The 22,310-nt window shown below is 72.4% G+C and carries 19 protein-coding genes; 12 read left to right on the forward strand and 7 right to left on the reverse strand.

The features are described 5' to 3' along the window. Positions 1-217: 217 nt before the first annotated feature. On the forward strand, positions 218-6,832 hold the full coding sequence (locus ACZ66Z_RS17680) for an RHS repeat-associated core domain-containing protein (protein ID WP_469934886.1): 6,615 nt from the start codon (positions 218-220) through the stop codon (positions 6,830-6,832). Positions 6,833-6,908: 76 nt separating this feature from the next. Here the strand turns inward: ACZ66Z_RS17680 and ACZ66Z_RS17685 are convergent, their stop codons facing one another. Further along, positions 6,909-7,607 (reverse strand): HEAT repeat domain-containing protein, encoded by a 699-nt coding sequence (locus ACZ66Z_RS17685; protein WP_469934887.1) that lies wholly within the window; start codon positions 7,605-7,607, stop codon positions 6,909-6,911. 218 nt (positions 7,608-7,825) lie between these two features. Here ACZ66Z_RS17685 and ACZ66Z_RS17690 point away from each other — a divergent pair, with 218 nt between their 5' ends. The 7 genes from ACZ66Z_RS17690 (at position 7,826) to ACZ66Z_RS17720 (ending at position 13,816) form a co-directional block, all read left to right on the forward strand. Then, the gene (locus ACZ66Z_RS17690; RefSeq protein ID WP_469934888.1) at positions 7,826-8,671 is read left to right on the forward strand and encodes a HipA family kinase; all 846 of its coding nucleotides are present in this window, start codon (positions 7,826-7,828) and stop codon (positions 8,669-8,671) included. After that, a complete protein-coding gene (locus tag ACZ66Z_RS17695) occupies positions 8,668-9,051 on the forward strand; it encodes a DUF3037 domain-containing protein (RefSeq protein ID WP_030686313.1) in 384 nt (127 codons plus the stop codon). Before ACZ66Z_RS17690 ends, ACZ66Z_RS17695 begins: the two co-directional genes overlap by 4 nt. Positions 9,052-9,220: 169 nt before the next feature. After that, positions 9,221-9,982: a 3-oxoacyl-ACP reductase FabG gene (gene fabG / locus ACZ66Z_RS17700; RefSeq protein WP_469934889.1), complete on the forward strand. Its 762-nt coding sequence runs from the start codon at positions 9,221-9,223 to the stop codon at positions 9,980-9,982. Positions 9,983-10,010: 28 nt separating this feature from the next. Continuing rightward, on the forward strand, positions 10,011-10,778 hold the full coding sequence (locus ACZ66Z_RS17705; protein WP_469934890.1) for an SDR family oxidoreductase: 768 nt from the start codon (positions 10,011-10,013) through the stop codon (positions 10,776-10,778). A gap of 149 nt (positions 10,779-10,927) precedes the next feature. Next, a complete protein-coding gene (locus tag ACZ66Z_RS17710; protein ID WP_469934891.1) occupies positions 10,928-12,505 on the forward strand; it encodes an ABC transporter substrate-binding protein in 1,578 nt (525 codons plus the stop codon). 83 nt (positions 12,506-12,588) lie between these two features. Next, entirely contained in the window at positions 12,589-13,272 is a 684-nt protein-coding gene (gene ung, locus ACZ66Z_RS17715) for a uracil-DNA glycosylase (RefSeq protein WP_469934892.1), read from the forward strand. A 70-nt stretch (positions 13,273-13,342) separates the two neighbouring features. Continuing rightward, entirely contained in the window at positions 13,343-13,816 is a 474-nt protein-coding gene (locus ACZ66Z_RS17720; protein WP_469934893.1) for a hypothetical protein, read from the forward strand. An 18-nt stretch (positions 13,817-13,834) separates the two neighbouring features. Here ACZ66Z_RS17720 and ACZ66Z_RS17725 read toward each other — a convergent pair whose 3' ends face one another. From ACZ66Z_RS17725 to ACZ66Z_RS17735, 3 genes are all read right to left on the reverse strand, one after another. Continuing rightward, a complete protein-coding gene (locus ACZ66Z_RS17725; RefSeq protein ID WP_469934894.1) occupies positions 13,835-14,323 on the reverse strand; it encodes a hypothetical protein in 489 nt (162 codons plus the stop codon). 145 nt (positions 14,324-14,468) lie between these two features. Continuing rightward, entirely contained in the window at positions 14,469-15,005 is a 537-nt protein-coding gene (locus ACZ66Z_RS17730) for a DinB family protein (protein WP_469934895.1), read from the reverse strand. A 68-nt stretch (positions 15,006-15,073) separates the two neighbouring features. Beyond that, a complete protein-coding gene (locus ACZ66Z_RS17735; protein ID WP_469934896.1) occupies positions 15,074-15,688 on the reverse strand; it encodes a TetR/AcrR family transcriptional regulator in 615 nt (204 codons plus the stop codon). A 180-nt stretch (positions 15,689-15,868) separates the two neighbouring features. Here ACZ66Z_RS17735 and ACZ66Z_RS17740 point away from each other — a divergent pair, with 180 nt between their 5' ends. Then, positions 15,869-17,098: an FAD-dependent monooxygenase gene (locus ACZ66Z_RS17740; RefSeq protein ID WP_469934897.1), complete on the forward strand. Its 1,230-nt coding sequence runs from the start codon at positions 15,869-15,871 to the stop codon at positions 17,096-17,098. A 60-nt stretch (positions 17,099-17,158) separates the two neighbouring features. Further along, complete coding sequence (locus tag ACZ66Z_RS17745) at positions 17,159-18,064, forward strand: Gfo/Idh/MocA family protein (protein ID WP_469934898.1); 906 nt, start codon at positions 17,159-17,161, stop codon at positions 18,062-18,064. Between the two features lie 7 nt (positions 18,065-18,071). Here the strand turns inward: ACZ66Z_RS17745 and ACZ66Z_RS17750 are convergent, their stop codons facing one another. The 3 genes from ACZ66Z_RS17750 to ACZ66Z_RS17760 all read right to left on the reverse strand — a co-directional run bounded on the left by ACZ66Z_RS17750 (position 18,072) and on the right by ACZ66Z_RS17760 (position 20,373). After that, entirely contained in the window at positions 18,072-18,515 is a 444-nt protein-coding gene (locus tag ACZ66Z_RS17750; RefSeq protein ID WP_469934899.1) for a nuclear transport factor 2 family protein, read from the reverse strand. 122 nt (positions 18,516-18,637) lie between these two features. Beyond that, a complete protein-coding gene (locus ACZ66Z_RS17755; protein WP_469934900.1) occupies positions 18,638-19,513 on the reverse strand; it encodes an undecaprenyl-diphosphate phosphatase in 876 nt (291 codons plus the stop codon). 104 nt (positions 19,514-19,617) lie between these two features. Further along, on the reverse strand, positions 19,618-20,373 hold the full coding sequence (locus ACZ66Z_RS17760) for a TVP38/TMEM64 family protein (protein ID WP_469934901.1): 756 nt from the start codon (positions 20,371-20,373) through the stop codon (positions 19,618-19,620). A 259-nt stretch (positions 20,374-20,632) separates the two neighbouring features. On the opposite strand from ACZ66Z_RS17760, the gene ACZ66Z_RS17765 reads away from it, so the two are divergent. Next, complete coding sequence (locus tag ACZ66Z_RS17765; RefSeq protein ID WP_469934902.1) at positions 20,633-21,334, forward strand: DNA alkylation repair protein; 702 nt, start codon at positions 20,633-20,635, stop codon at positions 21,332-21,334. Positions 21,335-21,382: 48 nt separating this feature from the next. Then, positions 21,383-22,252 carry a patatin-like phospholipase family protein gene (locus tag ACZ66Z_RS17770; protein WP_469934903.1) on the forward strand — a complete coding sequence of 290 codons (870 nt, stop codon included), beginning with the start codon at positions 21,383-21,385 and terminating at the stop codon, positions 22,250-22,252. Positions 22,253-22,310 lie beyond the last annotated feature (58 nt).

Below are 22,310 nucleotides of genomic sequence, written 5' to 3' on the forward strand. Positions count from 1 at the left end.
TGGATTTAAGGATGATCTAATGATCATGTTCGACGGGGGGAGGGGCATTTCGACTACCCCTGCTTTCCGAAAAGAGCCTGTCAAAAGGCTTTAGCCGTACTGGTGGATCCAGTGCGGCCTGCGGAGTGCGCACTGTGCGCACCCCCTTCTTGGGGAGTTTTCTGTGTCGCGATATAGATGGCCCACGCTGGGCATACCAGGGACCCTGCTCCTGGCCATGTCCGTGCTGGCGGCTCCGCCGGCCCCCGCGTCCGCGGCCTCCGGTCCACCGGCCCACGCGTCCTCGGCGTCCGCTCCGGCGGCCGCGAAGACGCCCGCCGGACCCGCCGAATCGACGGGTCCGGCGGCAGACGTCCTCGTCAACGGGTGGGGCGACAACGCGGGTTACCACCTGGCGGTGGGCACCGGCGCCGGCGGCTACACCTGGCGTGAGCTGGCGGTCATGCGTCCGGGAGGCATCGACGACGCCTCCTGGACGGGCTACCAGTGCGTCTCGGGCGACGGGCGCTACGCGGCGGTGGCGATACTGCCGGCGTCCGCCGTCAACCGGGCGGAAGCCCGGGACCACGGCGCGTTCGCGTACTCGGTCGACCTGCGCAGCGGCGCCGTCAAGCCGGTGGCCGGCGGTGTGGCGATGAAGTACCACTCGCCGGGCTGCGGCCTCGCCGGAGAGGCGACGTTCGTCGTCAACCCCGGTGAGAACCAGCGCAGTACGCAGGTCCTCTCGGTGGACCTGCCCACGGGCAGGATCCGCAGCGCGGTCACCGTGCAGGGGCAGGTGACCTCCGTGGTCCCCACCTCCGAGGGCCCGGTCGGCGTGATGGGTGCCGCGCTCGTGCGGATCCCCTCGCCCGTGGCGGGCTCCGCAGCGCCGAAGGTGCTCGCGAAGGTCGACGGTGACGCGTACGACCTGCGCCCGACGGCGGAGGGAACGGTGGACTTCGCGGTCCAGCCCGAGCGCTCCGAACCGTCCCGGCTGATGCGGCTGCGCTCCGGAAAGCTCTCCACCCTGGGGCGGGGCCCCAAGGAGTCGCTGCGCCTGATGCAGGGCCGCTCCGGCCACGCCATCGCTGTGGGTGCCAGCGAGGTCGCCCCCGGCTCCGGGATCACCAGGGCACAGGCCAAGGGCCTCCCGAACGGCGTCACCGCCGTCTCCCTCGACGGCGGTGCCCTGATGGGCGACGGCGCCAGGACCACCTCGGCCGCGCCCCTGGTGCTGGCCACCAGGACCGGCGGGCTGTTGAACCGCCCGGCGGCGAAGTCGGCCAAGTCCGCGGTCACCACGCTGCCGACCCCCGTGGCGAAGCCCGTCGTCGCGCCCTCACCTGCCGGCAAGTCCCTGAACACCGCGCCGAGTTCCGTCTCCGGCAGCCGGTCGACGAAGTCGTCGCAGTCGGCCACCCCCCTGGCGGTGGCGGCGCAGACGACGCCCAAGTGCGCGGTGGACCGTCTGGCCGAGAACCGGCAGGTCCTGCAGCCCGGTACGGAGCAGGTCTCCTGGGCCATCCAGATGGCGGAGCAGGGCCTGCTGACGGGCTCGGCCTACACCCGCCCGGCCGGATACGCGAACCTGGGCCTGGCGGCGTACGCCCCCAACGGCGACTTCGGCCGCGTGGCGCTCAAGCACCCGGCGAACGACACCTTCGACTCGGTGCCCCGCTCCGTCTACCAGGCGATCGTCGCGCAGGAGAGCAACTTCAGCCAGGCTTCCTGGCACGCCCTGCCCGGCATCGCGGGCGGCGCACTGGTGGGCGACTACTACGGCGCCGGCGGTTCGATCAGCCACATGGACTACGCCAAGGGCGACTGCGGCTACGGCCTGGGCCAGGTCACCAGCGGCATGTCCAAGGGCGACACCACCTACTCGGTGAACGGCCAGACGAAGATCGCCGTCGACTACCAGGAGAACGTGTCCGCGGGCCTGCAGATCCTGGAGAAGACCTGGAACCAGCTCTACGACGCGGGCATCACCGTCAACGGCGGCAACCCGCGCTACCTGGAGAACTGGTACCTGGCCGCCTGGGCGTACAACTCCGGCGTCCAGCCCACCGCGGCCTTCGGCAACACCACCGGCTGCGTCCCGAGCCCCACCTGCGTCGGAGCGGACGGAACCTGGGGCCTGGGCTGGGCCAACAACCCGGCCAACCCCGACTACCCGCCGACCCGCGCCCCCTATCTGCGCTCCTCCTACGGTGACGCCTCGCACCCCGCGAGCTGGCCGTACCAGGAGCGCATCATGGGGTGGATGGGCCAGCCCATCCTGCGCTTCAACCAGCCGGCGTACGCCAAGCCCGACTACCACGGCGGCAAGACCTGGCTGCAGATCCCGCCGGTCGGCTCGTTCTGCACGGCCGACAACAAGTGCGACCCGACGGGCGCGCAGAACCCCAAGAACTGCACCCTGGCCAGCCTCCAGTGCTGGTGGCACTCGCCCGTGACGTTCATCCCGGACTGCGCCACCACGTGTGCGACCAGCGCGTACGGTGCGGCGGCCGGATCGACCGAACCGGCCATGGTCAAGCCCCACCCGCATCCGCCGACCTGCACCCTGGACACCTCCAAGGTCCCGAACGCCGGGTACGGGGCGCCGATCATCGTCGACGAGTCCCAGAGCCAGCCACCGCTGAACCGGGTGGGCTGCGGTTCGTCGAACTGGTCGCAGGGCGGCACCTTCACGTACTCCTACGGCAGCAACGCCGCCGGCGACCCGATCGGCGCCCTGGACACCCACCAACTGGGCGCGGGCTTCGGCGGACACGTGCTGTTCACGCACACCGAGGACGGCTCCAACCCGGACCTGATCAACACCGGTACGTGGACGCCCAACCTGCCCAAGCTGCAGTACTACAAGATCAAGCTGCACTTCCCGTCGACCGCGGCCTCGGCCACCAACGTGGTCTACGCGATCAACCCGGGCGGCGGCGTGAGCCCGTGGAAGATCCGGGTGAACCAGGACTGGGGATCCGAGGAATGGGTCACCATCGGCACCTTCGCCATGCAGAACGGCGGAAACGTCAAACTCACCAACCAGAGTGAGATCACCGGCTCCGGCAACATCAACTACGCGGACTACGACGTCGCCTACGACGCCGTGGCCTTCATCCCCATGGGAGGCACGCCGGGCCAGCCGATCGGCGGACCGCCCGGCATCAAGGACGCGCCCAAGGGCAGCAACCCGGCCTGGACCCAGTGCGGCTGCGTGCGACGCACCGCCGGTGACCCGGTGGACACCAGCACCGGATACTTCGGCGAGACCGTCACCGACCTGAGCACTCCCGGCCGCGGCGCGCCGCTGAACTTCTCGCGCACCTACGCCTCCGCCCTGTCCAGCCCGGCCGGCCCGAACGCGGCCCTGGCCGTCGACGGCGCCTTCGGCTGGGGCTGGACGTACTCCTACAACCTCTCCGCCACCACCGACGGCACCAGCGGCAACGTCACGGTGAGCCAGGAGGACGGCTCCCAGGTCACCTTCGTCGCCAACGCGGGCACCTACGCCCCGAGCGCGCCGCGCTACAACGCGTCCCTGACCAAGTCGGGCACGACGTACACCTTCACGCGGAAGTCGAAGGACGTCTTCACCTTCGACACCGCCACCGGGCACCTGCTCTCGGCGACCGACCTGGCGGGCAGCAAGGCCACCCCGCCGTACGCCACCACCATGGCGTACGACGGCTCCGGCCGGCTGAGCACCATCACGGACCCGGGCGGCCGCGTCTACACCCTGACCTGGACCGGCAGCCACGTCACGGGCCTGTCCGACTCGGCGGGCCGCAAGGTCACCTACGGCTACGACGGCGCCGGCAACCTCACCGACGTCTACGGTGCCGGGACCACCCGGACCCCGTCGCTCAAGGACGACGACCACGCCACGTTCGGCTACAACGCGGCGCACCTGATGACCTCGATGCGCTCCGCCGCGCAGTACGGCTCCACGGCGACCCCCGCCCCGGACACGACGAACGTGTACGACGCCTCCGAGCGGGTCACGAAGCAGACCGACCCGCTGGGCGCCGTCACCGTCTTCGAGTACGGTCCGGACGCCGCGGCGGGACTGACCGCCGGGCAGACCCGGGTCACCGACCCGGCGGGCCACAAGACGCTCTACACCTACCAGAGCGGGATGCTGACGTCCGAGACCCGAGGGGTCGGCACCGCCGACGCCGGGACGTGGACGTACACCTACGACCCGATCAGCATGGGCATGACGTCGGCGAGTGACCCCAAGGGGAACCTGCAGACCTTCGCCTACGACGACCACGGCAACCAGATCTCGGCGAGCGACGCCCGCGGCTTCACCACGAGCCAGGCGTACGACGCCACGGACCGTCTGATCACCAAGATCGACCCGACCGGTCTGCAGACCACCTACGCCTACGACGAAGCCGGGCACGTCACCGCTTCGGGCAGCGGCTTCGGACTGCTCACCAGCGTCACCCAGCAGCCGGTGAGCGGCACCGCCGCCGCCCGCCAGGTGAACATCTACTACGAGGACGCCGCGCACCCCGCGGACGCCACCCGTACGGTGAACGCGCGCGGCAACACCAGCACGAACACCTTCGACGCGGCCGGCAACATCACCGGCGCCACCGACGCCGAGGGCAACAAGACCCTCTACGGGTACGACGCCGCCCGGGGCCTGATGACCTCCACGGTCAGCCCGGCGGGCGTCGCGGCCGGCACCGCGACCGGCTGCACGCCGCCCGCCAAGGGCTGCACCAGGTTCAGCTACGACGCCCGGGGCCACCACATCAGGACGGTGGACCCGCTGGGCCGTGCGGTGTCGGCGACCTTCGACGCCAACGGCAACATGACCTCGTCCACCGACGCCAACAACCACAAGACCGTCAACGGGTTCGACGCCTTCGACCAGAAGACCGGCGTCACCCTCCCGGACAACAGCAAGCTCACCACCGTCTACAACGGCGACGGGACCGTGGCCAGGACCGTCGACGCGGCGGGCGCGCCCACCGTCTACGGCTACAACGCCCAGGGGCGGCAGACCACCAGGAAGGACCCGGACAACCGGGTCACGACGGTCGCCTACGACACCGCGGGCAACATGCTGACGTCCACCGACCCGCAGGGCCGCGTGACCACGTACACCTACGATCCGGCCGGCAAGCCGATCACGGTCACGTACTCCGACGGCACGACGCCGAACGTCACCATCGGCTACGACCCGGCGGGCCGCCAGACGGCGATGACCGACGGCACCGGCACCACCACCCGGTCCTACAACGCCTTCGGCCAGCTGGCCTCCCAGACCAACGGCGCGGGCGCGACCACCACGTTCGGCTACGACGCCGACGGCAACGAGACCTCCGTCGTCTACCCCGGCGGCACCGGCCGCACCGTGACCCGCACCTTCGACAAGGCCGACCGACTGACCGGGCTGCTGGACTGGAACGCCAGGTCCACCACCTTCGGCTACGACGCCGACAGCCACTGGAACTCCACCACCTACCCCAACGGCACCGTCTCCACCACCGGCTTCGACGACGCCGGCCAGCGGCTGACGGACACCCTCAAGAAGGGCACCACCACCCTCGCCTCCCTGACCTACACCCGTGACCCCGCGGGCCAGCTCACCGGCGAGACGCCCACGGGCCTGCCGGGCGGCGCCCAGACCTTCGGCTACACCCCGCGCGACCAGCTGCAGACCTCCACGGCCGGTGCCGTGACCACGAGCTTCGGCTACGACGCCGCGGGCAACCCGACCAAGGTCGGCACCGCCCACCAGGTCTTCGACGCGGCCGGCCAGCTGTGCTGGTCCACCACCGGCACCGCACCGGTCAACCCGGACTGCGGCACCCCCGCGGCCGGCGCCACCACGTACGCCTTCGACCCCCAGGGCAACCGGACCCGGGCCACCACGGGGTCCGGCGCGGTCAGTTCGTACACCTACGACCAGGCCGGGCACCTCACCAAGGCCGTCGTCGGCGGCACCACGTCGACCTACGCCTACGACGGCAACGGCCTGCGCGCCTCCAAGACGGTGGGGTCCACGACCACCGCCTTCTCCTGGGACGCGGACCAGGACGCGAACCTGCTGTACGACGGGACCACGAGCTACCTCTACGGCCCCGGCGGCACCCCGGTCGAGCAGATCGCGGCGGCCGGAAGCCAGTGGTACTTCCACGACCAGCTCGGCTCCACCCGCGCACTGACCGACGCCGCCGGCGCGGTCGCCGGTGCGTACGGCTACACGCCGTACGGCACGGTCGGCGCGCACACCGGAGCGTCGTCCCCGCTGCAGTACTCGGGCCAGTACGCGGACGCCGAAACGGGTCTGACCTACCTCCGTGCCAGGTACTACGACCCCGCGACCGCGCAGTTCCTCACCGTCGACCCCGAGGTGCGCAGCACGCTCAGCGCCTACGGGTACGTCGACGACAACCCGCTCAATCACGCCGACCCCAGCGGAAGGTTCTTCGGAGCGCTCCTGGGCGGCGTCGCGGCCGTGCTCGCGGCGCCCGAGGCACTGGTCGTCTTCGTGGTGGCCGTCGTCGTCGTGGTCGCGGTCATCGCGGTGGCCTATGCCATCAGCGAGGGCATCAACAGCTGGCGCGACTCGCAGAGTTACGGCACCACCTACGACTCGACCAGCGACGACAGCACCTCATGGGACACCAGTTCGGGCGTCGCCCAGTCGAAGGGCGGCAAGCAGTCCAGCGGCAAGACCTTGTCCGCCGCCGAACAGGAGGCGCTGGACAGGGCCGCCAAGGGCCTGCCCTGTCTCGACCCGAAGGTGCTGAAGTCGGCCAAGCAGAAGCAGAAGTTCAACGAGAAGCTCTCGGGCGACCGCAACGCGCAGAAGCGCCGCAGCAACTGACACCCGCCCCGCACCACCCCGTGCCCCCGTCCGGCGAACGCGCCGGACGGGGGCACGGGGCCTTCCGGCCCTCTCCTCAGACGTCTTCGGCGACCAGCGCCGCCGCCCGCCGCGGGTCCCCGTCGGCGCGGACGAGGAGGGCATCCGCGTCCCACGTCACCTCGCTCCGGCCGGCGGTGACGAGCAGCAGCGTCAGGTTCGCCTCGAAGCGCGAGGCGTAGAGGGCCGCGTCCACCGAGGGCAGCAGGGCGTAGACCGCGTCCAGCAGGGCGCACGCCGCGGCATCGCGGCGCTCCCGGGCGGCCGGGTCGCAGGCCCGGAGGGCCTCGCCGACCCCCGGATCCTCCGGGTCGTACTTCCGCAGCGCGGGCAGCAGCCCGGGATCGCCCAGCACCGCCGCCGCGGCGAACGTCTGCACGTACGCCGTCTCCTCCTCGAGCAGCGCCGCGAGCAGGGGGACGGCGCCCGGATCCCGGCGCACCGCCAGACCGCGCACGGCCTCCTCGTGCGTCTCCGCGTCCTCGTCGTCGACGCGCCGCCACAGGGCCGCCCTGACGTCCGGGCCGTCCACCTCGGCGAGCTGTCCCAGCGCGAAGACGGCCTGCTCGCGCACGCGCGCCTCGTCGTCGGAGGTCAGCCGGACCAGGGCCACCAGCACGGGATCGTCCGCCCGCCCGGACAGGGCGGCGGCCAGCTCGCTCGCCACCTCGGCACGCACGTGGGGGTCGTCGGCACCGGTTCGGGCGACGAGGGCAGCGATCTCTTCCGCGTTCATGGCCTCATGGTCCCGCAGCCCCGTCCGCCCCCGCGCATCGGGGCGGACCGGCGCGACGGCTCGGGCACCTCTCGTCACGATCACGCGCGGTTACGATGCACACTTCATGCCGGAGGCCGGCAGCGAGGGACGCGGCTCGTCGACCGGCGGCTCCGGTTCCCGCCCCCTGGAAGGCCTTCCGCGGACCGCACGGCTGAAGAGATGGGTGGCCTGGGAAAATGTTGGAAGAGGTCGTAGCGACCCGCTACGTCACGCCCTTGCGCGAGGGCGGCTCGCTCCCCGGGATCGTCGAGGCCGACGACCTCGGCACGTACGTCATGAAATTCACCGGCGCCGGCCAGGGGCGCAAGACCCTGGTCGCCGAGGTCGTCTGCGGGCAGCTGGCCCGCAGGCTCGGCCTGCGGGTGCCGGAGCTCGTCACCATCCAGCTCGACCCGGTCATCGGGCTCTCCGAACCCGACCAGGAGGTGCAGGAGCTGCTCAAGGCGAGCGGCGGCCTCAACCTGGGCATGGACTTCCTGCCGGGCTCGCTGGGCTTCGACCCGCTCGCGTACGAGGTCGACCCCCGGGAGGCCGGCCGGATCGTCTGGTTCGACGCGCTGATCAACAACGTCGACCGCTCCTGGCGCAACCCGAACATGCTCGTCTGGCACGGCGACCTCTGGCTCATCGACCACGGCGCCACCATGATCTGGCACCACAACTGGCCGGGCGCCCGGGCCTCCGCCGCGAAGCCGTACGACGCCTCCGACCACGCGCTCGCCCCCTTCGCCCCGGACGTCGCCGCCGCGGCCGCCGAGCTCGCGCCGCTCGTCACCCGCGAGCTCCTGGAGGAGGTCGCCGCCGACGTCCCCGACGAGTGGCTCGTCGACGAGCCCGGCTTCGACGGCACGGACGAGGTGCGCGCCGCGTACGTCTCGGCGCTGCTGCCGCGCGCCGCCGGCATCCACGAGCGGATCACGCTCGGGCCGCGCACCGAGAGCCGGCCGCAGCAGCCGCCCGGCTGGCTCGCCGAACGCCTCGCGCCCCGCAAGCACACCACCGAGAAGGACAGCACGACGTGACCGACCGCGATGTCTTCGAGTACGCCCTGCTGCGCGTGGTGCCCCGGGTGGAGCGGGGCGAGTGCTTCAACGCGGGAGTGGTCGTCTACTGCCGCGCCCGGTCCTTCGTGGCCGCCCGTACGCATCTCGACGAGGCCAAGCTGACGGTGCTCGACCCGGCGGCCGACGTGACCGGCGTCCGGGCCGCGCTGCGCGCCGTCGAGGGGGTCTGCCTGGGCGGCGACGCGGCGGGCCAGGCCGCGCGCGACGACGCGGGACGACGCTTCCGCTGGCTGATCGCGCCGCGCTCCACGGTCGTCCAGCCGGGCCCCGTCCACACGGGTCTGACCGCCGACCCCGAGGCCGAGGTGGAACGGTTGCTCGACCTCCTCGTCCGGTAGGGGCGGGGAGTGACCGGGTGCACCCGGTGGGCCGTTGACACCGGGTGCCAGGGCTTCTAGCGTCTCGTCCTGCGGACGATACTAAGCGGTCGCTCATGTGCGGGACGCAGGAGCGGACGGACGGTTCGGCCGCGACCAGGGACGATCCCAAGGGCGAGGAGAACCAAGCATGTCCACCACCGAGCAGCGCGTAGCCATTGTCACGGGTGCCGCACGGGGCATCGGCGCGGCCACCGCGCTCCGCCTGGCGGCCGAGGGCCGCGCCGTCGCCGTGCTCGACCTCGACGAGGCGGCCTGCAAGGACACCGTCGAGAAGATCACCGCCGCGGGCGGCACCGCCCTCGCGGTCGGCTGCGACGTCTCCGACGGCGCGCAGGTGGAGGCCGCCGTCGCGCGGGTCGCCGCCGAGCTCGGCGCGCCGACGATCCTCGTCAACAACGCGGGCGTGCTCCGCGACAACCTGCTCTTCAAGATGTCCGAGTCCGACTGGGACCTCGTCATGAACGTCCACCTCAAGGGCGCCTTCCTGATGGCGAAGGCCGTCCAGAAGCACATGGTGGACGCGGGCTTCGGCCGGATCGTCTCCCTCTCGTCCTCCTCGGCGCTCGGCAACCGCGGCCAGGCCAACTACTCGGCCGTCAAGGCGGGTCTGCAGGGCTTCACCAAGACCCTCGCCAAGGAGCTCGGCAAGTTCGGCGTCACCGCCAACGCGGTCGCCCCGGGCTTCATCGTCACCGAGATGACCGCGCAGACCGCCGAGCGCGTCGGCATGGGCTTCGAGGAGTTCCAGGCGGCCGCCGCCTCCATGATCCCGGTGCAGCGGGTCGGCCGTCCCGAGGACGTCGCCCACGCGATCGCGTTCTTCACCGGCGACGACGCCGGCTTCGTCTCCGGCCAGGTCATGTACGTGGCCGGCGGCCCGCTCAACTGACGACCGACAGCAAGAGGAGGAGGCACGCATGAGCGCACAGGAACGGCCGGAGCCCTCCGGCAAGGTCGCCCTCGTCACCGGCGCCAGCCGGGGCATCGGCTACGGCGTCGCCGAGGCCCTCGTGGCCCGCGGCGACCGGGTCGTCATCACCGGGCGCGGCGAGGAGGCCCTCAAGGAGGCCGTCGAGCGGCTCGGGGCCGACCGGGTCATCGGCGTCGCCGGCAAGGCGCACGACGAGGCCCACCAGGCCGTCGCCGTCGAGGCGGCCATGGACGGCTTCGGCCGTCTGGACTTCCTGGTCAACAACGCCGGCACGAACCCCGTCTTCGGGCCCATGGCCGACCTGGACCTCGGGGTGGCCCGCAAGGTGTTCGAGACGAACGTGATCTCCGCGCTCGGTTTCGCGCAGCGGAGCTGGCACGCCTGGCAGAAGGAGCACGGCGGGGCGATCGTGAACATCGCCTCGATCGCCGGCGTCTCCGCCTCGCCCTTCATCGGCGCGTACGGAATGAGCAAGGCCGCGATGGTCAATCTGACCCTTCAGCTGGCGCACGAATTCGCGCCGGTCGTGCGGGTCAACGCGATCGCTCCGGCCGTCGTGAAGACGAAATTCGCACAGGCGCTTTATGAGGGTCGCGAGGCGGAGGCGGCCGCCTCCTATCCGCTCGGCCGGCTCGGCGAGCCCGAGGACATCGGCGGCGCGGCGGCCTTCCTCACCTCGTCCCAGTCGGAGTGGATCACCGGCCAGACGCTGGTCGTCGACGGCGGCATTTTCCTGAACGCCGGAGTCGGGTGACCGATAACCGGACACTTTCCGGATTCCTCTGTCCGGATTGCGCCCGGTTGCGCGCTGAATGCCTCAAGTGCCCCGGCAGGCTCGAACATTGACCTGACGGGGTGCTGCGGTATCGTCGGCCGACCCATGGCTGAACGAGGAGCGTGCACGTGTTCAACCGGACCAGTCTGCAGGCCGCTGCAGCCCTTGTGTCCATATCCCTGGTAACCGGATGCGGTGTCTTCTCGGACAGCGAATCCGCCGGGGATCAGAGAATCGTCGTCGGCACGACGAGCTCTCCCACCACGCTTGATCCGGCCGCCGCCTGGGACAATTCCTGGGAGCTCTTCCGGAATGTCTTCCAGACCTTGGTGAGTTTCCCGACGGGCACCACCACCCCGCAGTCGGACGCCGCCGACTGCAAGTTCACGGACACCTCCAGTCGGGTCTTCGAGTGCAAGCTCGTGGAGGGCCTGACCTTCTCCAACGGGCACAAGCTGGACGCCAAGGCCGTCCAGTACTCGATCGAGCGCATCCGCACGATCAACCACAAGGGCGGCCCGAACGGCATGCTCGGCTCGCTCGACAAGATCGACACCGTCGGCGACCGCACCGTCGTCTTCCGGCTCAACAAGCCGGACGCCACCTTCCCGTTCGTCCTCGCCACCCCCGCGATGTCGCTGGTGGACCCCGCCGAGTACCCGGCCGACCAGCTCCGCAAGGACGGCAAGATCATGGGCTCCGGCCCGTACGTCCTCGACTCGTACACCGAGCGCGAGACGGCGGAGCTGACGAAGAACCCCACCTACAAGGGCTTCGCCGACCGCAAGAACGGCGGCGTCACGATCCGGTACTTCGACTCCTCCGACGCCATGGTCGCCGCCCTCCGGAAGAAGGAGATCGACGCCACCTACCGCGGCCTCACCGCCGAGGAGGTCGTCGCCCTCCAGGAGGACAAGCCGGAGAACAAGGGCCTCCAGCTCATCGAGTCGACCGGCGCCGACATCCGCTACCTGGTCTTCAACACCCAGGACGAGTCCGTCGCCAAGCTGCCCGTCCGCAAGGCCATCGCCCAGCTCGTCGACCGCGACGAACTGGTCAACAAGGTCTACCAGGGCACCGCCGAGCCCCTGTACTCGATGGTGCCCAAGGGCATCGCCGCCCACACCACCAAGTTCTTCGACCGCTTCGGCTCGCCCAGCGAGGAGAAGGCGAAGAGGATCCTCCGCAAGGCCGGCATCAACGACCCCGTCGAGCTGGACTTCTGGTACACCACCGACCGGTACGGCTCCTCGACGGCCGCCGAGTTCACCGAGCTCAAGCGGCAGCTGGAGGAGTCCGGCCTCTTCAAGGTCACCCTGCACGGCAAGCCCTGGAAGGAGTTCCAGGCGGGTTACCAGAAGGGCGAGTACCCGGTCTTCGGCCGCGGCTGGTTCCCCGACTTCCCGGACCCGGACAACTTCGTCGCCCCCTTCGTGGGCAAGGAGAACGTCCTCGGCACGCCCTACGAGAGCTCCCGGATCACCGGCGAACTGCTGCCGAAGTCCCGTCGCGAGAGCGACCGCGGGACCGTCACGGACGACTTCGTGGAGGCCCAGGAGATCATGGTCCAGGACGTCCGGCTGCTGCCCCTGTGGCAGGGCAAGCTGTACATCGCGGCCGGCGAGGACATCGGCGGCGGCGAGCGCGCCCTCGACCCGCAGACGGTCATGCAGATGTGGGAGCTGAGCCGACGCGCCAGTTGGTGACGGGCCTGCCGGGGGCCGCTGTCAGTGGCCCCCGGTAGGTTTTCGGACGGAGTAACAGGAACGTCCACCGGAGGTTGTTGACCGTGACCGACACCAGCATGCTGCCCGAGTCCTGGCGGGGTGTCCTCGGCGAGGAGCTGCAGAAGCCGTACTTCGCCCAGCTCACCCAGTTCGTCGAGGAGGAGCGCGCCAAGGGGCCGGTCTTCCCCCCGAAGGACGAGGTCTTCGCCGCCCTCGACGCCACCCCGTACGACGAGGTGAAGGTCCTGATCCTCGGCCAGGACCCCTACCACGGCGAGGGGCAGGGCCACGGCCTCTGCTTCTCCGTCCGCCCCGGCGTGAAGACCCCTCCCTCCCTGCGGAACATCTACAAGGAGATGCACGAGGAGCTCGGCCACCCGATCCCGGACAACGGCTATCTGATGCCGTGGGCCGAGCAGGGCGTCCTCCTGCTCAACGCCGTTCTGACGGTCCGGTCCGGCGAGGCGAACTCGCACAAGAACAAGGGCTGGGAGAAGTTCACGGACGCGGTGATCACCGCCGTGGCCTCCCGCCCCGACCCCGCCGTCTTCGTCCTGTGGGGCAACTACGCGCAGAAGAAGCTGCCGCTCATCGACGAGGAGCGGCACGTCGTGGTGAAGGGCGCGCACCCCTCGCCGCTGTCGGCGAAGAAGTTCTTCGGCTCGCGGCCCTTCACCCAAATCGACGCGGCCGTCGCGGCCCAGGGACACGAGCCGATCGACTGGCGCATCCCGGACCTCGGCTGAGCCTCGGCCCGATCCGGGCCGGGTGCGGCTAGCGTCGTCACTCCCAGTGGGTGAGCGGGTGGAGGTCGCGGTGACCGAGCAGCAGCAGGTGTCGGACGACGGGGTCATGACCAGGATCGGGCAGGCCATGATGCTGCTCCACGGCGGCGACCGCGAGGAGGCCCGCAACCGCTTCGGGCTGCTGTGGCAGCAGATCGGCCCGGACGGCGACCCCCTGCACCGCTGCACCCTCGCGCACTACATGGCGGACGCCCAGGACGACCCCGACACCGAGCTGGCCTGGGACCTGCGGGCGCTGAGCGCGGCCGAGGGGTTCGCCGAGGAGCGGCTCGCCGCGCACGACTCGACGGCCGCCCTCAGGGCGCTGTACCCCTCGCTCCATCTGAACCTGGCCGCCGACTACGCCAAGCTCCGGCGGCCCGACGCCGCGCGGGTCCACCTGGACCGGGCCCGCGCCGCTTCGGACCATCTCGACGACGACGGCTACGGGAACGGGGTGCGGGCCGCGATCGAGCGCCTGGAGCTGCGGCTCCGGGACGCGTGACCGGCCCCGGAGGGAGCCTCAGGGGCCGTACGCCCCGTGGCAGATCCTGGCCCGGGCGCTGTCGGGGTCCCAGCCGCCGTACCGCTCGCCCAGGGCGCAGACGTCCGCCCGGGAGACCGGTGGGTTCCTCGGCGGCTCCGTGGACTCCGGCAGCCCGAAGGGGCCGGGCCGGGCCGCCGGGCGCGGACGCTCGTGCTGCCGCGGTACGGGGGCGGGGTGCGGCCCCTCCGGGAGGGGAGGCGTCACCGCCCGCCGGTGCCGCCCCGCCGGAGGGGTCGCGCGGGGCGCGGCGGACGGCGGGGGAGCGGGGAGCGCCGCTTCGAGGGCCTCGCGGGCCGGGCCCTCGACGATCTGCGGTGCCACGTCCTGGGCGGTGCCTAAGGTGTCGGGCGCGGGGACGGGGGCGGGGGTGGGCGCCGTCGGCGGGGCGTCCACCGAGACGCAGCCGGCCAGGGCGGCGACCGCCGCCCCGACCAGGATCTTCGCTGTTGTTCGGGTTCCATGCACCCGCGCAACTCTGCTGCTCCGTGCGCGATCTTCGCGCCCCTACCGGTGGGGAATGCCCCGCACGGGTGAGCCGCGCCGGGCCCGGTCTTGACGAGTCCGGCCGTGCGGGGCCCGGCCGTGCGGGGCGGTGTCGCCCCGGGCGGGGTCAGTCGCCGGTGGCGCCGTCGATGCGCTCGCGGATGAGGTCGGCGTGGCCGTTGTGGCGGGCGTACTCCTCGATCATGTGGAGGTAGATCCACCGGAGGTTGAAGGTCTCGCCGGTGCGGTGCTCGCCCAGGCCCAGGTCGTCGAGGCCACGGCCGGCGGCCAGGGTGCGCGCGTGGGCGATCTCGGCCTGCCAGGTGGCGTGGGCCTCCTCGTAGGTGTCCTCGTCCGTGACGTGGATGTCCCGGTCGTGGTCCTCCTCCGTCGAGTAGATCCACTCCGCCTTCTCACCGGCCAGGACGCGGCGAAACCAGCCGCGCTCGACCTCGGCCATGTGCCGGACCAGACCCAGCAGGTTGAGGTCCGAGGGCGGGGCGGAGGGGGTGCGCAGCTGGGCGTCGTCGAGACCCTCGCACTTCATCGCGAGGGTCGCGCGGTGGAATTCGAGCCACTGTTCCAGGGCCTCGCGCTCGCCCGTGGTGGTGCCCGGATCGACGCGCGGGGTGGTGTCGGTGCGTTCGGTGGTCATGGGCGGCATCGTCTCCCATGATCGCGGGAGGCGCCAGCGGTTTCACGGCCCGTCGGAGCCTCCGTCGGCCACGGGCGTCAGGCCGTGCCTCCGAGGAAGCCGCGCAGCAACTCGTCCAGACCGGTGCGCAGTTCGGCGCGGCTCGGCACGGCCGCGTGGAAGGAGCCCACCGCGCAGGAGAACATCAGCCCTTCGCTCCAGGCGATCAGCGAGAGCGCGTGCCGTTCGGGCTCCGCGGAACCGGCCGCGGCCATCGTCGCGATCAGCGGGGTGTGGAACGTCGAGCCGGCCGAGTCGAAGAAGGTGCGCAGTTCGGGCCGGCGGGTGGCCTCCAGGGCCAGCTCGTAGCGGGAGACCAGCAGGGAGCGGTGGTCGGTGAGGTAGCGGTGCAGGGCGAGGGCGAGCGCGTCGACCAGCGCGTCGCCGTTCTCCGGGCCGGGCAGCGCGTGCGGGGTGAGGACCTCGGCCTCCCGCTGGACCTGGCGCCGCACGGCCGTTTCCAGGAGGGCCTGGCGGGTGCGGGCGTGGTTGGACGTCGAGCCCTGCGGCAGGCCGGCCCGCTCGTCCACGGCGCGGTGGGTCAGGCCCCGCATCCCGCGCTCCACGAGGAGGGCGAGCGCGGCGTCACCGATCCGTTCGGCGCGGGAGGCGGGGGGCTCCGGGGCGGGGGGCCCGGCGGTGGCTCGAGTCATGGGGACAACCTACTACCGGCCCGACTACACCTGTAGTACCGTCACGAGGGCAGGGGTTACTACAGGTGTAGTCCCCCGTGGTCGCCCGTAGTCCCCTGGTCCCGACCGCACGACGGGGCACCGCACCCGTGGTCCCCGGCGTTCCCGACCGCACCGACCGTCCCGAACCGAGGAGCAGCCATGGAACAGCAGCCCCGTGCCGTCGTCGTCGGAGCCGGCATCGGCGGGCTCACCGCCGCCGTCGCCCTGGACCGGCGCGGCTGGCGGGTCACCCTCCTCGAACGCGCCGCCGACCTCGCCCCCGTCGGCGCCGGCATCGCCCTCGCCCCCAACGCCCAGCGCGCCCTCGACGTCATCGGCCTCGGCCACCGCGTCCGCGAGCTCTCCGCCTGGCAGGGCGACGGCGGCCTGCGCACCCCCGGCGGCCGCTGGCTCTCCCGCACCGACGCCAAGGCCGCCGCCGCCCGCTTCGGCGGGCCCCTCGTCCTCCTCCACCGCGCCACCCTCGTCGACCTCCTCGGCGCCGCGCTCCCCGAGGGCGTCGTCCGCACCGGCGTGACCGCCGCCCTCGTCGACCCCGGTGACGACGGCCGCCCCGCCCGGCTCGCCGTCTCGGACACCGGGACCGCGGACCGCCGCGAGATCGAGGCCGAGCTCGTCGTCGCCGCCGACGGCATCCACTCGGCGACCCGCCGGACGCTCTTCCCCGACCACCCCGGCCCCCGCTACTCCGGCAGCACCAGCTGGCGCGTCGTCGTCCCCGCGCCCGCGCGGCCCTTCGCCCCGCACGAGACCTGGGGCGCCGGCCGGCTGTGGGGCAGCCAGCCCCTCAAGGACGGCCGGGTCTACGCGTACGCCATGGCCGTGGCCCCCGCCGGCGCCCACGCGCCCGACGACGAGAGGGCCGAACTGCTCCGGCTCTTCGGGAACTGGCACCATCCCGTCCCCGAGATCCTCGCCGGAGTCACCCCCGACCGGATCCTGCGGCACGACGTCCACCACCTGCCCGACCCGCTGCCCGCCTTCCACCGGGGCAGGGTCGCCCTCCTCGGCGACGCCGCGCACGCGATGATGCCGAGCCTCGGCCAGGGCGGGAACCAGGCCGTCGAGGACGCCGTCGTCCTCGCCCACCACGCCCGCACCGCCCCCGGCTTCGTCCCGGGCCGCGCGCTCGCCGCGTACACCGCCGACCGGCTGCCGCGCACCACCGCCCTCGTCCGCAAGGCCGCCCGCACCGGCGCGATCACCATGCTCTCCGCCCGCCCCGCCGTCGCCCTCCGGACCGCGGCCGTCGGCGCCGTCTCCCGCCTCGGCCCCGGCCTCGCCCTGCGCGGCTTCGACGGCGTCTGCGACTGGCACCCGCCCGTCGACGCCGTCCCTTCCGCCGAGGACGTGATCCGTCCCGCGTAAGCTGACCGGCGCGAACGGCCCGTACGGCCAGGGCCGGCGAACGACGACAAGGGAGACCCCGTGAAGGTTGGCTGCATCGGACTCGGCGACATCGCGCAGAAGGCCTACCTTCCCGTCCTCGGCACCCTTCCCGGGGTCGAACTCCACCTCCAGACCCGCACCCCGGCGACCTTGAAGCGGGTGGCCGACACCCTGCACCTGCCCGCCGACCGGCGCCACCGCGACCTCGACTCGCTGCTCTCCGCCGGGCTCGACGCGGCCTTCGTCCACGCCTCCACCGCCGCCCACGCCGAGATCGCCGCCCGGCTCCTCGAAGCCGGCGTCCCCACGTACGTCGACAAGCCCCTCGCGTACGAGTACGCCGACTCCGAGCGGATCGTGGAGCTCGCCGAGAAGCGCTCCGTCAGCCTCGCCGTCGGCTTCAACCGGCGCCTCGCCCCCGGCTACGCCCAGTGCCTCGACCACCCGCGCGAGCTGATCCTCCTCCAGAAGAACCGTGTCGGCCTGCCCGAGGACCCCCGCACCCTCGTCCTCGACGACTTCATCCACGTCGTCGACACCCTGCGCTTCCTGCTCCCCGGCGAGATCGAGCACGTCGACGTGCGCGCCCGGATCCGCGAGGGGCTCATGCACCACGTGGTGCTCCAGCTCTCCGGCGACGGGTTCACCGCCATCGGCATGATGAACCGGATGAACGGCTCCACCGAGGAGGTCCTGGAGGTCTCGGGGCAGGACACCAAGCGCCAGGTCCTCAACCTCGCCGAGGTCGTCGACCACAAGGGGCAGCCGACCGTGCGGCGCCGCGGCGACTGGGTGCCCGTGGCCCGGCAGCGCGGCATCGAGCAGGCGGTCCTCGCCTTCCTCGACTCGGTGCGCGCGGGCCGGGTGCTCAGCGCCCGGGACGCCCTGCTCACCCACGAGCTGTGCGAGCGCGTCGTCCGCGAGTCCCTGGCCCAGGCGTCCTGACCGTGCGTCAGGCGCGGCGCCAGCGCTCGTCGACGACGACCGAGACGAGCCGCCAGCCGTCGGCGGTGCGGCGCGCCGCGAAGGCGTAGCGCCCACCGCAGACGAATTCCTCGCCGGTGGCGAACCGCATCGGGTTGACGTAGTCGGCGCCGATGTCCGCCCGGTCCCCGGTCTCCGGGTACCCGCCCGGCTCCCGGAACCGCACCCGCCGGTTCACGATGAGGTGCTGGCGCACGGGAAAGAGGGGGAGCGTCGCGGCGAGCCAGTCCGCGACCTCCGCGGCCGGCCCCTCGATCCCGCCCGAGCCGCGGTAGTCGGCCCTGCCGTCCGGGGCGAACAGATCCCGGTAGGCGCTCCAGTCGCCCTCGTCCACGGCCGCCGCGTAGCCGGTCACCAGGTCGTCGAGGGCGAATCGGTCCATCACGGTCGCGAGGTCCACGCGCTGCGTCATCGGCTCAGTGTCGGGCAGCGGACGCCGGGGGCCAAGGGGTGTGCGGCGGTCGACGGGTCCGCCACGGCCGACGGCCACCCCGCGACGACCCCGGTGCGCCCGCCGGCCCGGGGCCGGGGGCTTCAGCCCGCGGACTCGCCGGCGTGCGGGCTCAGCACGCCGGCCGAGACCAGCACGATCAGCAGGATGCCGAGCAGGATCCGGTAGATCACGAAGGGCATGAAGCTCTTGGTGGTGATGAAGCGCATGAACCACGCGATCACCGCGTAGCCGACGGCGAAGGCGATGACCGTGGCGAAGATCGTCGGACCCCAGGAGACGTGACCGCTCTCGCCCGCGTCCTTGAGCTCGAACACACCGGAGGCCAGCACCGCCGGGATGGCGAGGAGGAAGGAGTAGCGGGCGGCGGACTCACGGGTGTAGCCCATGAGCAGACCGCCGGAGATCGTCGCGCCCGAGCGGGAGACGCCCGGGATCAGGGCCATCGCCTGGCAGAGGCCGTAGATCAGGCCGTCCTTCACGCCGAGGTCCTCGAGCGTCTTGCGCTCGCGCATCGCGCGGTGCCGGCCGCCGATCTCGTCCCGGGCGGCGAGCCGGTCGGCGACGCCGAGGACGACGCCCATCACGATGAGGGTGGCCGCCGTGATCCGCAGATCACGGAAGGGGCCCTCGATCTGGTCCTTGAGCGTGACGCCGAGGACACCGATCGGGATCGAGCCGACGATCACCAGCCAGCCCATCTGGGCGTCGTGGTCGGAACGCATCGCCTTGTTCGTGAGGGAGCGGAACCAGGCCGAGACGATCCGGGCGATGTCCTTGCGGAAGTAGATCAGGACCGCCGTCTCCGTGCCTATCTGGGTGATCGCGGTGAAGGCCGCCCCCGGGTCCTCCCAGCCGGCGAAGGCCGCCGTGAGGCGGAGGTGCGCACTGGACGAGACGGGAAGGAACTCCGTAAGCCCCTGGACGAGTCCGAGGATGAACGATTCGAACCAACTCATGGGGCTAGGGCCGTCCCGTTATGTACGTGTGCGGTCAGAAGGTCGTGCGCAGCGTACATGCCCAAGATGACGGGCCCGTGGCGAGGCCGGTCGCGGGACGTCCCCTACGGGAGCACGGGCTCCCGCTCCGGCTCGGGCTCCCGGGACGGAGCCGGAACGGCGGCCCGCAGGCCGTGCCGCTTGCGCCAGGCCACCACCGCCGCGCCGAGGCCCGACAGGACGATGAACCCCGCCGAGAAGAGGAACGCGGGCGAGCCGGGCGAACCCGCCCGGGCGCCTGCCACCACGTACGCCGCGGTGTTCGGCAGGGAGCCGAGCGCCGTCGCGACGAGGAACGGCACGTACCGCATCCGGGAGACGGCCGCGCAGTAGTTGGCCGCGGCGAACGGCACCCCGGGGAACAGCCGGATCGCCAGCATCGAACGGAACCCGTGCCGGCTCAGCTGCCCGTCCGCCGCCGTCAGCCAGCGGCCCCGCACCAGCGGCCGCAGCGCGTCCTGCCCCAGGAACCGGCCGAGGGTGAAGGCGATCCCCGCGCCGAGCACCGTCCCCGCGAGCGCCCCCGTCAGACCGGCCGCGGCGCCGAAGAGCGCGCCCGCCGCCAGGTTGAGCACCGGACGCGGGACGAACGCCGCCGCGCACACCCCGTACGCGAGGCCGAAGAGCAGCACCGCCCCGGCGCCGCTCGTCTGCGGCGGCCAGCCCGAGGCGAGCATCCGCTGCGGCTCGTACAGCACCACGAGGGTGGCGGCCGTGAGCAGCAACAGGGCGAGCAGCGAGAGCCGCGAGCGGGGGGAGAGCAGGGCCCGGGAACAGCGGACGGCGAGGGAGCCCGGCGGCCGGGGCACGGGAGCGAGCATTCGGGGAGAGTAACGGACGCGTCCGTAGGAGCGCCGTAATGTGCGTCATGTCCGTCCGGGTGCGCTCCCGGAGCACACCGCGACCGAGAGGGCCCCGTGAACGACAGCGTGCCATCGGGGGGCGCCCCCGTGACCGGGGTCGTGTCACCGGAGAGTGGCCCGTGAACGACATCGTGCCGCGGCCGAGTGCCCCCGTGACCGGGGTCGTGTCACCGGAGAGTGCCCCCGTGACCGGCGCCGTACCGTCGGCGGGTGCCCGGTGACCGCCGTCCCGCCGCCCGCGAGCGGACTCGCCGACACCGTCCTGGAACGGCTCACCGCCGTCTACCCCACCGCGGGGAACCCCTTCCGGGCCCAGGAGATGGTCGCGTACATGAAGGGCGCGGCCCCCTTCCTCGGCATCCGCACGCCCGAGCGCCGCGCCCTGTCCCGCACGGTCCTCGACGGCACCCCGCGTCCCGACGAGACCGACTGCGCCGCCATCGCCCTGCGCTGCTTCGCCCTCCCGGAGCGCGAGTACCACTACTTCGCCGTCGACTACCTGCGCCGGTACGTGAAGCGCTGCTCCTCGGGCTTCCTGCCGGTCGCCCGGCGGCTCGTCACCACCGTCTCCTGGTGGGACACGGTCGACCACCTCGCCGCCCACGTCGTCGGCGGCCTGGTCGCGGACGACCCCGCCCTCGGCGCCGAGATGGACGCGTGGATCGACGACGAGGACCTGTGGGTCGCCCGTACCGCCCTCCTCCACCAGCTGCGCTTCAAGGACGCCACCGACGCGGACCGGCTCTTCGCCCACTGCCTGCGCCGCTCGGCCCACCCCGACTTCTTCATCCGCAAGGCCATCGGCTGGAGCCTGCGCGCATACGGCAGGACGGCTCCCGCCGAGGTCCGCGCCTTCGTCACGGCCCACGGCTCCCGTCTCTCCCCCCTCTCCGTCCGCGAGGCCCTCAAGAACCTCTGACCCCACCCCGGTCGCCGGCCGGGCCAACTCCTGCGCCAGACTCGGTACATGACGAAGACGGAGAAGCGGGCGGGGGAGCGGACGGCGTTGGTCCTGGGTGCCGGAGGGCTCGTCGGGGCGGGATGGGAGGCCGGGGTGCTGCGCGGGCTCCTCGACGCCGGGATCGATCTGACCACCGCCGATCTGATCGTCGGCAGCTCCGCGGGGGCCGTCGTCGGGGCGCGGATCGCCTCCGGGCGGGGCGGGATCGACGCCCTGTACGAGGAGCAGCTCGACGGGCGGGCCACCGAGCCCGCCGCACGGCTCGGGGTCCCGACGATCCTCCGGTACGCCGTCGCCGTCCTCCGCTCCCGGACCCCCGAGGAGTACGGGCGCAGGCTCGGCCGGCTCGCCCTCGCCGCTCCCACGGTGGCCGAGGCGGACCGCCGCGCGACCGTCGCCCGGCGGCTCGGCCGGGACGCCGACTGGCCCGCGCGGCCCCTGCTGATCACCGCGGTCGACGCCGTGACCGGCGAACTCACCGCCTACGACGAGGACAGCGGCGTCCCGCTGGCCGACGCCGTCACCGCGAGCTGCGCCGTCCCCGGCGTCTGGCCGCCGGCGACGATCGGCGGGCGCCGCTGGATCGACGGCGGCATCCACTCCACGGCCAACGCCCACCTCGCCGCCGGCTACGACCGGATCGTCGTCGTCGCCCCCGGCGCCCGGGGCGGCAAGGTCGTGCTCTCCCCGGCGCGGCAGGGCGCCGACCTCGCCGCCGCCGGGGCGCGCGTCGAGGTGATCACCCCCGACGACGCCTCCCGCAGGGCCATCGGGCGCAACGCGCTGGACCCCGCCCACCGGGCCGCAGCGGCCCGCGCCGGCCGGGCCCAGGCCGCCTCCCGCGCCGAGGCCGTCGCCGCCGTCTGGTCCGGGTGACGGGCCGGCCGCCGCCCGGGACGGGTGACGGGCCTGGTGACGAGCGGGCCGTCGTCCG

This window comes from Streptomyces sp. NPDC107498, from assembly GCF_055582805.1.